Genomic DNA, 14,323 nt, shown 5'->3' with positions numbered 1-14,323 from the left:
ATCATGGTTTTACGGTTATTTGTAGTACGTACCGTGAAGGTACGTTTATTTTTTTTATTTCGGGCTTACTTTTTATTTATAATTTTATTCGGGATTAATTCATTTAAAAATCTTTGACAGAAGTGAAAAAATAAGGTATAGTGCTAATGGCGAACAATAAAATAAAATTTACTTAAGATTATTCGTATATAGAGGTGATTATTTTGCGAAAAGTATTTGATTATGAGGACATTCAACTGATTCCTGCTAAATGTATTGTAAAGAGTCGAAAAGAATGTGATACAACAATTGAATTTGGCGGACGAAGATTCCGTTTACCGGTCGTTCCTGCCAATATGCAAACAATTATTGATGAAAAAATTGCCCTATATTTAGCTGAAAACGGGTATTTCTATATTATGCATCGCTTTAATCCGGAAAAGCGGGTCGATTTTATTAAAGATATGCAGGCCCGTGGGTTATATGCATCGATTAGTGTTGGTGTAAAGAATGGAGAATATGATTTTATCCAACAGCTGGCCGATGAAAATCTCGTTCCGGAATACATTACTATTGATATTGCACACGGTCATTCGGATTCAGTGATTGACATGATTAAACATATTAAAAAATTGCTTCCGGAATCGTTTGTTATTGCCGGAAATGTCGGGACACCGGAAGCGGTAAGAGAATTGGAGCATGCCGGGGCAGATGCGACGAAAGTGGGAATTGGACCCGGGAAAGTATGTATTACGAAAATAAAAACCGGTTTTGGGACAGGTGGTTGGCAATTAGCTGCATTAAGATGGTGTGCAAAAGCGGCAACAAAACCAATCATTGCCGACGGTGGAATCCGGACACACGGCGATATTGCCAAATCGATCCGTTTCGGTGCTTCTATGGTTATGATTGGTTCATTATTTGCCGGTCACGAAGAATCACCGGGAGAAACAAAAATCGTTGACGGTAAAATTTACAAAGAATACTTTGGTTCGGCTTCCGAGTTTCAAAAAGGGGAAAGACGGAATGTCGAGGGGAAGAAAATGTGGGTGGAATACAAAGGCCGGCTTCAAAACACACTGACGGAAATGGAAGAAGACTTGCAATCATCCATTTCTTATGCCGGTGGAAATAAATTAAGTGCTCTCCGCCAAGTTGATTATGTAATTGTCAAAAATTCAATTTTTAATGGGGATAAAATCTACTAGAGTAAAAAAAGGTTCATTACCTTTTGTAAGCAGAACAAAAAATCATATGATGTTTCTTCCCGTAAATTTAACAAAGCTCTTTTCATTAATTATGTGAAAAGAGCTTTTCGTTTCATCGTTGCTTAATTTTGTCTCGAACTTGCTTTCATCCTTAAATGTATCATTTTCCATTAGTACAGTTTCGTTCAGTAAATTCCTGCGGCTAATGCATCTTCAACCGTCACATAAGTCAATCCTAAATCACGGGCAACTGCCTCATAAGTAACTTTCCCGTTTAATACATTGACAGCTGATTTGATGGCTTCACTTTCGGTAATTGCCTTCACGAGCCCTTTATTGGCAATTTCTACAGCATATGGGATCGTGACATTTGTCAGTCCAATCGTCGAAGTTCGCGGAACAGCGCCAGGAATGTTAGAAACCGCATAGTGGATTACACCATGTTTGACAAAGATTGGGTCATCATGCGTTGTCGGATGATCAACCGTTTCAAAATTGCCGCCTTGGTCAATTGCGACATCCACAATCACTGAACCCGGTTGCATTGTTTTTACCATTTCTTCTGTGACAAGTTTTGGTGCTTTTGCTCCCGGAATCAAGACGGAACCAATCACCAAATCAGAATCCTTTACCGCATCGGCAATATTGTACGAGTTAGATATCAATGTTTGAATACGTGTACCGAATATTTCTTCCAGCTGACGGAGCCGATTTGAATTTAAATCGACAATGGTTACATTAGCACCGAAGCCAAGCGCGATTTTTGCCGCATTTGTACCAACAACTCCCCCACCGATAATGGTTACTTTGCCACGTTTCACACCAGGTATGCCGCTTAGGAGAATCCCTTTACCACCCTCGGATTTTTCTAAATATTGGGCACCGATTTGTACAGCCATTCGACCGGCTACTTCACTCATCGGTGTCAATAATGGTAGTGTTTTATTGACTGATAATGTCTCATAAGCGATTGCTGTCACTTTATTTTCTATCAGTGCTCTGGCTAGTTGAGATTCATTTGCCAAGTGAAGGTAGGTAAAAATGATTAATCCCGGTCGAAAATATGGATACTCTGACGGGAGCGGCTCCTTTACTTTCAATATCATTTGTGCCTTTTCCCAAACTTCCGAGGCGCTATTTATAATTTTTGCACCGGCCTGTTCATATTCTGCATTTGAAAACGAACTGCCTTCCCCTGCATTTTTTTCAATAAGTACTGTGTGTCCTGTACCAATCAATTGGATGACTCCTGATGGTGTAATTGCGACACGATTTTCATTATTTTTAATCTCTTTTGGTACCCCAATAATCATTTTTAACATCCCCCTATTTAAAATGAGAAATATAGTTTTATCGTATATCTTTTACTTCTGAATGACAACTTAAAACATCGGGATATTCGTAATAAAACTTTCGTAAAAAACTACAATTTATTTCACATTTTATCATTTACAAGTGAAAAAAAAGGGAGTAATATATCATCTGTTACATTGTTTAAGTCGCTGAAACAATATTGTACGGGGGAACCAACGATGGATTTTATATATAAATCCAAGGGGTGAATCCTTTAGGTAGGGATATTCAATGTCCCGAATCCGCCAGCTAACCTCGTAAGCGTTATTGAAAGGGAAGGTGAAATTTTGAATGAAAATACAAAGTCTTGACCGGAGAACTGTAGGCATTTTTTGTTTTCTGTAAAAAAATACTAGTGAACAGCCTGAAGACAAGTTTTTATTTTCTAGATGCGGTCGCAAGCAACTAGCAAACTTCGCAAAGCGGGGGCCATACGCTTTTCTTTATCAAATTTGGTAAGGAAAACCAGCTTTGTTTTGTTTCGAAAAGGAAAGTCTAAGTTTACAGATTATTTACTTATAGAAGGTGAAAACTTTGGTAACTGCATTAAAGAGATTGCTTATTGGCAGACCATTAAAATCAACCGAATTAGGTGAACAAAAATTATCCAAAACAAAAGCATTGGCGATTTTATCCTCAGATGCACTTTCTTCCGTCGCCTATGGTCCGGAACAAATTTTGATTGTTTTGGTGACATTAGGGGCGGCAGCTCTTTGGTACTCACTCCCAATTGCGGTTGGAATTCTAATTTTATTAATCGCACTAATTTTATCTTATCGGCAAATTATTTATGCGTATCCCCGCGGCGGTGGAGCATATATGGTTTCGAGGGAAAATCTTGGTGCAGACTTTGGATTAATTGCCGGTGGTTCCCTATTGGTCGACTATATTTTAACGGTTGCTGTCAGTGTGTCAGCGGGGGCGGATGCGATAACTTCTGCATTTCCAATTTTACACGCTCATAAAGTCGCAATTGCTGTCGCCTTTGTCTTACTTATTACTTTATTAAACCTCCGGGGAATTACTGAGTCTGCATCGATACTGGCTTATCCTGTCTATTTATTTGTATTTGCTTTAATTATTATGATCGGTGTTGGACTTTTTAATATTAGCTCAGGTGTTGTTCCTGCAGAAAACCATACATCGATTGGGACACCGGTGGCAGGTATTTCTCTATTTTTATTACTAAAGGCATTTGCCTCTGGAAGTTCAGCTTTAACCGGTGTTGAGGCAATTTCCAATGCGATTCCTAATTTTCGGGATCCGGCTCCGAAAAATGCTGCAAAAACACTAGTTTCAATGGGACTGATTCTTGCTGTTCTTTTTTCTGGGATTACTTTCCTGGCCTATTATTACGGAATTACACCCAGTGCAAGAGAAACCGTTGTTTCGCAAATTGCTTCTCAAACATTTGGACGAAACTGGATGTATTATTTTATTCAAGGGACAACAGCTTTAATTCTTGTGTTTGCAGCAAATACCGGATACTCAGCTTTTCCGCTTTTAGCCGTTAATCTTGCCAGGGATAAGTATTTGCCGCGAATGCTTTCAAATCGGGGCGACAGACTGGTGTTTTCTAATGGTATCGTTACTTTAGGTGTAGCAGCCATTATACTGATTTTAATTTTTAAAGGAAATACGGAACATCTTATTCCGTTGTATGCGGTCGGTGTATTTATTCCGTTTACGTTGGCCCAAACAGGGATGATGTTGAAATGGTTAAGGGAAAAGCCGGCAAACTGGGTAACAAAATTCATTATCAATACGATTGGTGCATTCATTTGCTTTGTGGTAGCAATGATGTTTTTTATAACGAAATTAACTCAAGTATGGCCGGTGTTTATTTTCTTGCCAATTATTATTATCCTTTTTCATCAAATTAGAAAACATTATGAAGCGGTCGGTGAGCAACTGCGAATTCAAGAAGCAGCTTCTGCCGTGCCGATACAAGGTAATATCATTGTTTTACCTGTTTCCGGTATTACGACTGTTGTAGAAAACTCGCTAAATTATGCAAAGTCTTTATCACCCGACCAAATTATCGCTGTCTATGTTGGATTTGACCGAGAAAATATTATTAAGTTTGAGGAAAAATGGAAAAAAGTACATCCGGATATAAGAATTGTGACCTTATATTCTTACTATCGCAGTATAGTTGGTCCACTTTCCAAATTTATTGATTTTGTTAATAAAAAAGCAAATGAGAATCATTATAATGTGACGGTCATTATTCCGCAATTTATCCCAAAAAAAGGGTGGCATTACTTTTTGCATAACCAATCAAGTTTGATGATTCGTGAATTTTTATTATTGCGTAAAAATGTTGTTGTCAGCACTGTACCGTTCCACTTAAAAAAATAATATAACAAAGGAATCAAAACGGCTGTCTCCACTAAGAGGGACAGTCTTTTTTTCAGTATAAAAATCTTGAACATTTTTTTGTTTTTGTTAGCTTCACAGGGATAGTAACGGAAGCAGGAGTTCGCGCAAGCAAAGGAACCCAATTTCAAAAGTTCGGGTCAGCGAGGAACATTATTGGAGAGGTACATTCGACCAATCATTTGATCGATGATTGAAGCTTACGTATCCTATTTTAAAATCCACACATATCCTAATATAATTGTCCATTTCCGTATTTAAGAAATCCCATATGATAATAATGTAGCTTGAAAAATAATGGAGGTGTGAATGTGTCAGCTCACATTTATCATTTATGCAATCGATATCGGGGAAAAGCGGTTCATATTAAAACACGTGATGGGAGAGTGCACAGAGGAATTATAGTAGATGTTAACCCGCGAAAAGTATATATTCGACCTCTTGGCGGACCAAGAAATTTCGGCGGCTTTGGTTACGGATATTATGGTTGGGGCTATGGCTTTACCTATGGACTTGCACTGGGAGCTATTGTATCGTTAGCAATCCTTCCGTTTTTCTTTTGGTAACAATGAAGAAAAATTCATTTTTGTTAAAACCTCGATAAACAGTCGAGGTTTTTTATACTTAATGGGTATTCGGATTTTATGGTGGAAAAGGGCTTATAAATCACCCTTCTCCAAATTCTTAATAAGTGTGGAAAAATCGACACCAAAGTTGTCTGTAATGTCGTGATCATTCACTTCATACCAATTGAAAGTATCGTATAACATAGCTTTATTGAAAGCACTTGAATTAAATCGTGGCTTACGCTTTTTATGGAGCTTCTCATTGAAAAGGATTTTGGCTCGTAAGGCATCAAACGAGTAACCTCTACCCATTCGCTCTACCTGCCTAATAATGCTGTTAATTGACTCCGTATAAGCATTAGTGAGCCTTTTATCAAAGTAGTTGAATATTTCGACATGCCAGTTGTCTACGGCTCTCACGAGGTCTTTATATGCGTCTTTAGAGTTGCTGGACATACAACGGTGTCTCCATTGACTATAACGAAGATGACCTTCATCTGGATCAGGAGTATCCCATATCCAGTAAAACTCTTCTTTGAGTTCATAGGCTTCTTTTAAAGCAGGAAGATTACCTAACCAAGTATCTAAGAGGAATGATTCACGTTCATTTAGATCGTGTTTACGCTTTAGAAGGATAAACCTTTCACGCATAAGGGTACGTCTTTCTTTTTGGCTCATATGGGCTTTCAAAGACTTTCTGACGTTATCTAAGGCTTGATTAGCCATTCTAACTACATGAAACTTATCTACGACAACTTTAGCGTGTGGAAGGATAGTGTTCACTGCGTCTTTGTAGGGCTTCCACATATCCATTGTGACGTACTCAATGTAAGTCCTGTCACTGATTTCTGAAAGACGTTGGATGACTGTTTCCTTGTTACGGTTAGGCTTGATGTCATAAATAGTCCTGCGTTCAATATTAGTCAATACAAGCTGAGGTCTACGGATAATATGTACCTCGTCTATCCCAAGCCACTTAGGAGTTTCAAACTGGTATTCACGTTCTTTGAGTGCCACATAGTCCTTAAAAACGTTCCTAATGGTTTTCTCGTCAACACCAACGCTTTCTGCGACTTCTACAAAGGTCTTAGACATGGATTGCTCTTGAATGGACTTTAAAAGCCTTTTGGTCATACTACGCTTTTCATCTACAGATATTAGGCGTTCCCAGAAGGTAGATCCGCATTCACGACACTTGTATCGTCTACGGTTCAATTGTAAGCCCACTCGCTTTAAACGAATGGGCAAATCCATAATTAGTTGATTTCTTGAACTGTGTTTGTACAACTTGTCAAAACCACATTCAGGACAACGTTCAGGTGGTCCGACTGCTTCAACTTTAAACATCATATCGGTTTCATTTTCTTGTGGCGGTTCTATTGTTTTAATGTCTGGTAGGGATAATAAGTCTGACATATTATTCATCCTTTATTACTCTGCGGTGTTAAGGTATCAATTATAGATTTGATGTCGAAATCATCAGTGTTAAATTATTTTTGTGACCACAAATGCACTTAGAAAATCCCTTAAAGCATTAGCTGGTTCACTTGAATAGGGAGTTGTAAAAAAGTTCCCTTAGCCTGCACAACAAGATAATTTCGAAATATCTTTATCGAACGTAAGTGCAGCTAATTTTAGCCCTTCAGCCATTGTTAAATATGGTGCTAGGGTTTCTGTTAAATCTTCTATCGTTAAGCCAAATTTAACAGCTAATGATGCTGCATAGATGACATCTCCTGCATTCTCAGATACAATATGAACCCCTAATACTTTTAGTGTTTCTGCATCTGCTACTAGTTTAAATACACCGGTTGTTTCACGGTTTACAATTGCTCTTGGAACAGCATCTAAAGGTAATACAGATGTCTTCACATCATACCCTTTCTCTTTTGCTTGTTCTTCTGTTAAACCAACCGTTGCAACCGTCGGATTCGTAAACGTAACAGCAGGAACTACCGATAAATCTATTTTTTTGTTTAATCCACCAATAGCATTATCAGTAATAATTCCACCTTCATAGGCTGCTACATATACAAATTGCGGTCCTAAAGTCACATCTCCTGCTGCATAAATCTTTTCATTACTTGTTTGACCAAAATCATTGATCAGGATTTCATTATTTTTTCCAGTTTCAACACCTGCTGCACTTAAATTTAAAGAATCCGTATTTGGTTTTCTTCCAGTGGCAACAAGTAACTGATCTGATTCAATGACTTCTCTACTGCCATTTACTGTTACGTAAACCCTTTTTATCTCTCCACTTTGTTCAACACGCTCAAAAGTTGCCCCTTTGACAAGGTTTATACCCTGTTCAATTAACGCTTTTTCAACTGACTCTGAAATCTCAGGATCATACTCCTTTAAAAGTCGCTCACTTCTTTGCATAAGCGTTATTTCTGAACCTAAATGATGAAATAGTTGTCCAAGCTCCATTCCAATGTATCCTGAACCAATTACAGTTAATCGTTTTGGTATTTTCTTTAACTCAAGAAGTGTTGTACTAGTTAAATAGTCCATTTTTTCAAGTCCTGAAATTTGGGGCAACGAAGGCGATGCACCTGTTGCAATTAAAAAGCGTTTTGCAGATAACTTTGCCCCATTGACCTCAACCGTACTAGCATCAACGAATTTTGCTTCACCTTTAATTAAATCAAAATTATATTCATCAATTAAATCCATATATTTTTGATTCCGAAGTTCGCTCACCAATTTATCCTTTTGCGTGATTAAACTAGCTAAATCCACTTCTCCAGCGGATGTTTGTAAACCTATAAACGGATTGTCTTTTGATAAATGATTGATTTCCCCTGCCCTAAGAAGAGTTTTTGACGGAACACAGCCAATATTCACACAGGTTCCCCCAACCGTTCCACGCTCAATCATTCCAACTTTTGCACCGTATTCTATAGCTTTAATTGCCGAAGAAAAGGCAGCAGCACCAGAACCAATAATAAGAAGGTCATAATTGTCTTCATTAATTAACGCCACGTTTTCTAGTGATGATACTTCTACAATTTCTCCGGCTTGGTAATTTGCTTCATCAATCGCCTTTATTGCACTTTCAACCTCAATATCATCGGGCAGTTCAAATACTGCTTCACCACGACGATAACTAGACTCAATATTTTTAGCACCTATCTTTTCAAGTGCTGATTCTACGTGTTTTTCACAACCCGTACAAGTCATTCCTGAAATGTTTACCTTAAATTTATTCATAAAAAAGCTCCTTTCGTTAATTAATCTTTCATGTTAATATTTCTATTATTGGACACGAATGTAATTGCTTTTCATCTGGACATCGTTGTTTTAAGTCGTCTAACATAGTTTCAATTCGTTTTAAATCCTCTATTTGTTTTTGCACTTCCTTTTGTTTTTTAGAAACAAATTCGAACATATCTTGACAACGAACTTCATCTTTATCTACAACACCAAGTAATTTATAAATCTCGCTTAAAGAAAAACCAAGTTCCTGTATTCGTTTAATAAACCCAACACGCTTAACGTCATCATATGAATATATCCGATAACCAGCTTCCGTTCGGTGAGGTTCTTGTAATAAATTTTTTCGCTCGTAATATCTGATCGTTTCTTTATTAACTCCACATTTATCTGCAAACTCACTAATGCGATAAATCATCTTATTTCACCCCATGAATATTATAAACCGTGTACCATAGTACACGGTCAAGTAAATTGGACTATTTTATTTTTTTCCCAAAGTATCACTCGTATGTGATTGATACTTTTATATAATACTATTGATTATCCTAACATCCCACCAGAAAATCCGATTTAAACACCAGTTGTTTTTAAACTATTAAGAAAGTAATTCCACTATATATTCCGAAGACCCTACTTAATGAAAAAATTTAAGTACAGTTGCGAACTCGAGGTACTATAAGCTCAACTATTGCACTGCTATACCCTAATCGTCGAGTCTTCTTTAAATATGATTCACCGGAGAAAAATTTTTCTTTTGCTTTCAGAAATATTGGATTTATTTTGATGGCAATCATAGGATATTCTAAACGTTAAAAAAGGGGTGTAGATGATTTGCCTATCCAAAAAGCAACGATTCAGCAGACGAAAGAAATATTGAAATATGCCTTGGACGTGATGGATGAAGCGACAGTTGGCCATGTTGTTCCAAGTTGGCAAAAGGCGAAAGAATTAATTTGGCCATTTTTAAATAGTGGCGGGTTCTATCTCGTTTATATGGAAAATAATACGATTCAAGGTTGGATTGGAATTGGTACAAATTATGATTTTTACACGGACCAGGTAATAGGTATTATACCAGAATTATATGTTTTACCTCCTTTCCGTAAAAAAGGCATTGCCAAACAATTATGTGAAGAAGCATGCCGGCAGTTGAATAAAATGGGCTATGACAGAATTCAATTGAATGTATTCGAAGGCAATCATGCAAAACAATTATATCGAAAACTCGGATTTCGTGACATTTATACAACGATGGAGTTAAAAGGGAAAATTTGATGTTCATTACATTTGGCTGATATGAGGAGGTCTCATATGACTGTTATTCCTACTGATCAATGGTTGTTAAACGGATATGAACAGCCGTTAACACTTTGTGAAAAATTAAAATCACATTTTGGAGGGGCAGCATCTGAAGAAATATACGAATATTTAACATGGCACGGCATGTATAGAAAACCTTCAACAAATATAAAAAAAGCAATAAATAAATGGCAAAAGCATAATATTTGGAAGCTGGTACAGACGGAAGCGACAAAACTGCAAAAGTTGTGGAACGGTCCGGATATACCCATTTTTATTTTTCCATCAGAAATGAGTAATCCGAAGATCATGCGTGATCAAAATGGAAAATCAGGATTAGCTTTTAAAGATAAATTATTTCTTTTTTTGTCCGACCAAAATAGCGATAATGAAATCAGAGCATTGTTGGTCCATGAATATAACCATGTCTGCAGACTGGCAAAGAATGGTAAGCAGGAAGAAAATTATGTATTGTTGGATTCCATTATTTTGGAAGGTCTTGCGGAAAATGCAGTAAGAGAACTGGTTGGTGAAGAATATCTTGCTAAATGGACATCCTATTATACAGAAGGACAGTTGAATCAAATGTGGAAAAAAATCATTTATCCAAACAGAAATATCCCAAAAAGCCATCCAAAACATCAAGAATTTCTTTACGGTTTCCGTTTGCTCCCGAAAATGCTCGGTTATTGTGTTGGATACTATTTAGTAAAAAATTATTTGGAGGAGCATGAGCGAACGTCTAGCGATTTATTCCCGCTTGATGCGACAACCATTGCAAATGTAAAATAAACCTATCCTTTCATACGGAGGGATGGTTCACTTAAGAGGTACAAAAGAGTAAATAACACGAAAAATTGCAGTACTTATGAAAGTATGATTTTTAAGCAAAAACACTTTCGATTACAATTTAGGGCTTGGAAAAATTTTATTCCTAGCCTCTATTTTTTTATAGATTTTTCTTCTATCAAAATACAACTAGTTTGGTTAAAGGTATCACAAGTTGAATTAATTGCCGGCAAATGTAAAAATTTTAAAAGGTAATTTTTCGTTATGGTACAATAATTTATATGATACATAAAAATTCGGTGGTTAGGTGAGAACAGAGCAAGTAGAGCTTAAAAATTTCTTACTAAGTCGAATTTGTATTTTTGCTGGAAATATGTATAAAACAGATTGGAGATGTAAAGGTGTATAAAAGTAAATTTTTTATTGTAGCCCTATTCGTAATTTTGGTAGGTGGAATGTCTGCTTGTAGCAATTCATCTAATAAGGCTACATCAACTAATAATCAATCTAACGCAGAGAGTACAGACGCTTCTTCTCAATCTAATGATTCACCTGCTGACAGTACAGTGGAATCCAATAATAGCAGTAATAATCATTCCGATGAATCTAGCACCTCGCAGGGAGAAGTTAGTAAAGGGCAAACGAATAATACAACAAAAATAGAGGGGAGAAGAACTGAGTTTATAGAAAAATTAGACAATATTCAAAAGGAACTTGATACATTGCCAGCAAAGAAGGATTCTGATAAAGGTGTAACAAATGCTATGAAAGACTATTATGGAATTTCATACGAAAAGTATGATGAAGCTTTAAATGAGATTTATGCTTTGCTAAAAAAGGAGTTATCTCCGGAGACAATGAAAGATTTAAAGGCCGAACAAATTAACTGGATAGAACAGAAAGAAGACAAAGCAAATGAAGAAAGACAAAAATATGAGGGAGGTACGAATGAAAATGTGGCATACTACACCTCATTATACGAATCAACAAAGGACAGATGTTATGAGCTAGTTAACAATTACATGACAGACTAATCAAATAAAACAAAGGACTAAAAGTAATTTAGTCCTTTGTTTTTATTCAATAAAAGCGGTGATCCGTTACCTTTCATAAGATGAGCCTATTACGGAATGAAAATGCAAGTATCCAAAAAAATTTTAAAAAATTGAAGGATTTTTGGTATTTTTGTCGATTAAGATATGCATAAAATTCCCCTAATGATTTTCCTTTCTTTTTCGTTTCGTACTGTATTAATCATCCTAATTTTTTCAAAGTAACCGAAAATTCCGTTATATTCATCGAAGCAAAAATTTTGAATAATAAAAATGAAAGGAACGAGTTAAGTTACGTATGGTTTATAAACTTCCAATTTTTTGGCTCAAACCAAAAAATGACTTTGTTTTTAAGTTCATTTTTGGTCGGGGCACGAAACAGTCAAATAAGTTGCTATTGGCATTATTGAATGATGTTTTCAATGTACCAAAAGGACTGAGTTTAGGAACCGTAGAAATTACCAATCCATTAACGTTTCAAACAAACGTAACAGATCAGTATGCGATTTTGGATATTCGGGCAAAGGTAGTCGGTTTTGGTCATGTCAATCTTGAAATGCAAAGAGTAAATCAAAGAAATATCGACAAAAGGACGTTGTACTACGGAGCAAAATTATTCGAGGACGCTTTTTAACAAATGAAGATGATGCGAGGTGGGAAGAGATGGCAAATCAAGACCCGATAATAGAAAATGCGGTAGATATGTTGCGCACAGTAAGTATGGACAGGGAAGCCCGGATGTTGGCGGAAGCCCGTGAAAAAGCATTAAAGGATATAAATTCCATTCGTGGGGAAGGCATAGAAGAGGGCATAAAAAAAGGCATAGAAAAAGGCATAAAAGAAGGCAAACGGGAAGATGCGAAAATGATGTTGATGGAAGGTTTAGACCTTCATTTGATCATTAAAATTACCGGATTAACGGAATCTGAGGTTTTGGAATTGAAGGACAAGATAAATTTAAAGGGGAACATAGACGAGTAAATGGTTAGAAGTTTCTAACATTCTACTCGTCTTTTTTAGTGGAGCTGGTTAATCATAAATGCATAAACGTAGGGAAAGATAAAAAAATCCGAACAAGACAGAGATAATTATGTAGTATTCACTAATGATAACGAAATTGCGAAATACACTAAGTATAAATTTTCATTAAGAATACTATGAACATAGGAGCATATAAAAATGATTCTAATGATAATAACAGTGATTATTTCTGTAGCATGCGGAACCTTTGAGTACATCAACGCAATCTCAAAATCATTATGGATATAGTACTAAACCATACGTCAACAGAGCATGAGTGGTTCAAAAAATCCGCCTCATCTCGAAACAATCCATATCGTGATTATTATATTTGGAAAGTTCCGGTGGACGGAAAAGAACCGAATAATTGGCAGTCAAAATTTGGTGGCTCGGCATGGCAATTTAATGAAAAAACCGGTCAATATTATTTTAGTGAAATTAATGCGGAAAAATCGATACAGGACCCGGACTCGATTTTTTATCATTATCAAAAATTAATTCGTTTGCGGAAAACTTATGATATTATTAGTAATGGAGAATATCGGTTATTAATTGAGGATGACCCAAATGTTTTTGCTTACATGCGAAATTGGAAAAATGAACATTTGTTGGTTATTAGTAATTTTTATGGAAATATGGTCGATGTGTCACTTCCGGTTGGAGTTGTGAAAAATCCAACTATTATCATATCCAATTACAGAGACTCTCAAACTACTTGGGGCGAGCTTCGATTAAGACCTTATGAATCCCTCGTTTATTATTGGGAAACGTGATAAAGTAGTGATGATCAATCTATTTTGATATAAGCTTTCAGATTAATTTGTTTACAATGTTGGAAATGTCGAGTTTTTTTTAATGTTGTATAAAGTTTTCCGTAAAAACCTTTTGGTGGGAATTATTTAGTTGGGGATGTCTGATAAAAGGTCTATTATTAATTCAAATACCGTGTACAGTTTATTCATGTTAGAATGAAAGAGAGAGAAAGGATGATGGCAGTGAAACGGGAAATCCGACTAATCGCTTTAGATATGGATGGAACATTGTTAAATCATAATCAAGAGATAACGGAGGAAAATAAAAAGGCAATTAAAAGAGCAAAAGAATCCGATATTCAAATTGTTATTAGTACCGGGAGACCTTTTCAGCAAATTGAAAGATATATGGATGAACTGAATTTAAGTTCATTTTCTGTTACAATCAATGGAAGTGAAATATGGGAGGGTCGCGGGAAGCTGATTGAGCAGCATTTATTTAGGCAAGAACAAATTGAACGGTTATGGAAATTGGCAAACATACATAATTTAACCTACTGGGCAATTACGGAAGGGGAAATATTTCATAACAATATTCCCCATCATATGGATCTCAGTAAATATAAGTGGTTAAAATTCGGCTTTGACATTCATCAAAAATCGGCAAGGATACCCCAACTTCAATCGTGTGTAGGGCGACAGCC

At 36.3% G+C, this 14,323-nt stretch carries 14 protein-coding genes, 1 pseudogene and 1 riboswitch; of the genes and pseudogenes, 11 read left to right on the top strand and 4 right to left on the bottom strand.

Translation table 11 applies throughout. The annotated features are described in order from the left end of the window. The first annotated feature begins 203 nt into the window (after nucleotides 1-203). A complete protein-coding gene (guaC, locus tag LIZ98_RS14015; RefSeq protein WP_041847446.1) occupies nucleotides 204-1,187 on the top strand; it encodes a GMP reductase in 984 nt (327 codons plus the stop codon). A 185-nt stretch (nucleotides 1,188-1,372) separates the two neighbouring features. On the opposite strand, the gene ald is transcribed toward guaC, so the two are convergent. Beyond that, nucleotides 1,373-2,500 (bottom strand): alanine dehydrogenase, encoded by a 1,128-nt coding sequence (ald, locus tag LIZ98_RS14010; RefSeq protein ID WP_227140011.1) that lies wholly within the window; start codon nucleotides 2,498-2,500, stop codon nucleotides 1,373-1,375. 177 nt (nucleotides 2,501-2,677) lie between these two features. After that, a riboswitch (cyclic di-AMP (ydaO/yuaA leader) is annotated at nucleotides 2,678-2,819 on the top strand. A 255-nt stretch (nucleotides 2,820-3,074) separates the two neighbouring features. On the opposite strand from ald, the gene LIZ98_RS14005 reads away from it, so the two are divergent. Beyond that, the gene (locus tag LIZ98_RS14005) at nucleotides 3,075-4,901 is read left to right on the top strand and encodes an APC family permease (RefSeq protein WP_227140010.1); all 1,827 of its coding nucleotides are present in this window, start codon (nucleotides 3,075-3,077) and stop codon (nucleotides 4,899-4,901) included. A gap of 329 nt (nucleotides 4,902-5,230) precedes the next feature. After that, nucleotides 5,231-5,485: a hypothetical protein gene (locus LIZ98_RS14000; protein WP_227140009.1), complete on the top strand. Its 255-nt coding sequence runs from the start codon at nucleotides 5,231-5,233 to the stop codon at nucleotides 5,483-5,485. Between the two features lie 93 nt (nucleotides 5,486-5,578). Here the strand turns inward: LIZ98_RS14000 and LIZ98_RS13995 are convergent, their stop codons facing one another. From LIZ98_RS13995 to merR, 3 genes are all read right to left on the bottom strand, one after another. Beyond that, a complete protein-coding gene (locus tag LIZ98_RS13995; RefSeq protein WP_227140008.1) occupies nucleotides 5,579-6,901 on the bottom strand; it encodes an ISL3 family transposase in 1,323 nt (440 codons plus the stop codon). A gap of 159 nt (nucleotides 6,902-7,060) precedes the next feature. Next, nucleotides 7,061-8,701: a mercury(II) reductase gene (merA, locus tag LIZ98_RS13990; protein ID WP_227140007.1), complete on the bottom strand. Its 1,641-nt coding sequence runs from the start codon at nucleotides 8,699-8,701 to the stop codon at nucleotides 7,061-7,063. Between the two features lie 28 nt (nucleotides 8,702-8,729). Then, nucleotides 8,730-9,122, bottom strand: coding sequence for a mercury resistance transcriptional regulator MerR (merR, locus tag LIZ98_RS13985; protein ID WP_227092422.1), 393 nt, complete (start codon nucleotides 9,120-9,122; stop codon nucleotides 8,730-8,732). Nucleotides 9,123-9,538: 416 nt separating this feature from the next. Between merR and LIZ98_RS13980 the strand changes: the two genes are divergently transcribed. The 8 genes and pseudogenes from LIZ98_RS13980 to LIZ98_RS13945 all read left to right on the top strand — a co-directional run. After that, nucleotides 9,539-9,982: a GNAT family N-acetyltransferase gene (locus LIZ98_RS13980; RefSeq protein ID WP_227092423.1), complete on the top strand. Its 444-nt coding sequence runs from the start codon at nucleotides 9,539-9,541 to the stop codon at nucleotides 9,980-9,982. 36 nt (nucleotides 9,983-10,018) lie between these two features. Beyond that, on the top strand, nucleotides 10,019-10,798 hold the full coding sequence (locus LIZ98_RS13975; protein WP_227092424.1) for a DUF2268 domain-containing putative Zn-dependent protease: 780 nt from the start codon (nucleotides 10,019-10,021) through the stop codon (nucleotides 10,796-10,798). A 398-nt stretch (nucleotides 10,799-11,196) separates the two neighbouring features. Continuing rightward, nucleotides 11,197-11,829, top strand: a complete 633-nt coding sequence (locus LIZ98_RS13970) for a lysozyme inhibitor LprI family protein (RefSeq protein ID WP_227140006.1) — start codon at nucleotides 11,197-11,199, stop codon at nucleotides 11,827-11,829. Nucleotides 11,830-12,145: 316 nt separating this feature from the next. Then, nucleotides 12,146-12,481 carry a PD-(D/E)XK nuclease family transposase gene (locus LIZ98_RS13965; protein WP_041846527.1) on the top strand — a complete coding sequence of 112 codons (336 nt, stop codon included), beginning with the start codon at nucleotides 12,146-12,148 and terminating at the stop codon, nucleotides 12,479-12,481. After that, complete coding sequence (locus LIZ98_RS13960) at nucleotides 12,460-12,828, top strand: Rpn family recombination-promoting nuclease/putative transposase (protein ID WP_309240461.1); 369 nt, start codon at nucleotides 12,460-12,462, stop codon at nucleotides 12,826-12,828. Before LIZ98_RS13965 ends, LIZ98_RS13960 begins: the two co-directional genes overlap by 22 nt. Before the next feature lie 254 nt (nucleotides 12,829-13,082). Then, a pseudogene (locus tag LIZ98_RS13955) lies at nucleotides 13,083-13,295 on the top strand (alpha-amylase family glycosyl hydrolase); the annotation flags it as partial. 75 nt (nucleotides 13,296-13,370) lie between these two features. Beyond that, nucleotides 13,371-13,640: an alpha-glucosidase C-terminal domain-containing protein gene (locus LIZ98_RS13950; RefSeq protein WP_227140012.1), complete on the top strand. Its 270-nt coding sequence runs from the start codon at nucleotides 13,371-13,373 to the stop codon at nucleotides 13,638-13,640. Nucleotides 13,641-13,856: 216 nt separating this feature from the next. After that, nucleotides 13,857-14,323: HAD family hydrolase (locus LIZ98_RS13945; RefSeq protein WP_227140005.1), on the top strand; the 467-nt coding region annotated here is incomplete at its 3' end.

This window comes from Caldibacillus sp. 210928-DFI.2.18 (genome assembly GCF_020554505.1).
In the GTDB taxonomy this organism is placed as follows: Bacteria; Bacillota; Bacilli; order Bacillales; family Caldibacillaceae; genus Caldifermentibacillus; species Caldifermentibacillus hisashii.
The sequence above is the reverse complement of the archived record's forward strand: the minus strand, read 5'-3'. Positions and strand labels throughout refer to the sequence as shown.

Excerpts from the sequence above, each read along its gene's own strand:
- ald (WP_227140011.1), bottom strand. The coding sequence starts at position 2,500 with ATGATTATTGGGGTACCAAAAGAGATTAAAAATAATGAAAATCGTGTC.
- LIZ98_RS13995 (WP_227140008.1), bottom strand. The coding sequence starts at position 6,901 with ATGTCAGACTTATTATCCCTACCAGACATTAAAACAATAGAACCGCCA.
- merA (WP_227140007.1), bottom strand. The coding sequence starts at position 8,701 with ATGAATAAATTTAAGGTAAACATTTCAGGAATGACTTGTACGGGTTGT.
- merR (WP_227092422.1), bottom strand. The coding sequence starts at position 9,122 with ATGATTTATCGCATTAGTGAGTTTGCAGATAAATGTGGAGTTAATAAA.
- LIZ98_RS13975 (WP_227092424.1), top strand. The coding sequence starts at position 10,019 with ATGACTGTTATTCCTACTGATCAATGGTTGTTAAACGGATATGAACAG.
- LIZ98_RS13965 (WP_041846527.1), top strand. The coding sequence starts at position 12,146 with ATGGTTTATAAACTTCCAATTTTTTGGCTCAAACCAAAAAATGACTTT.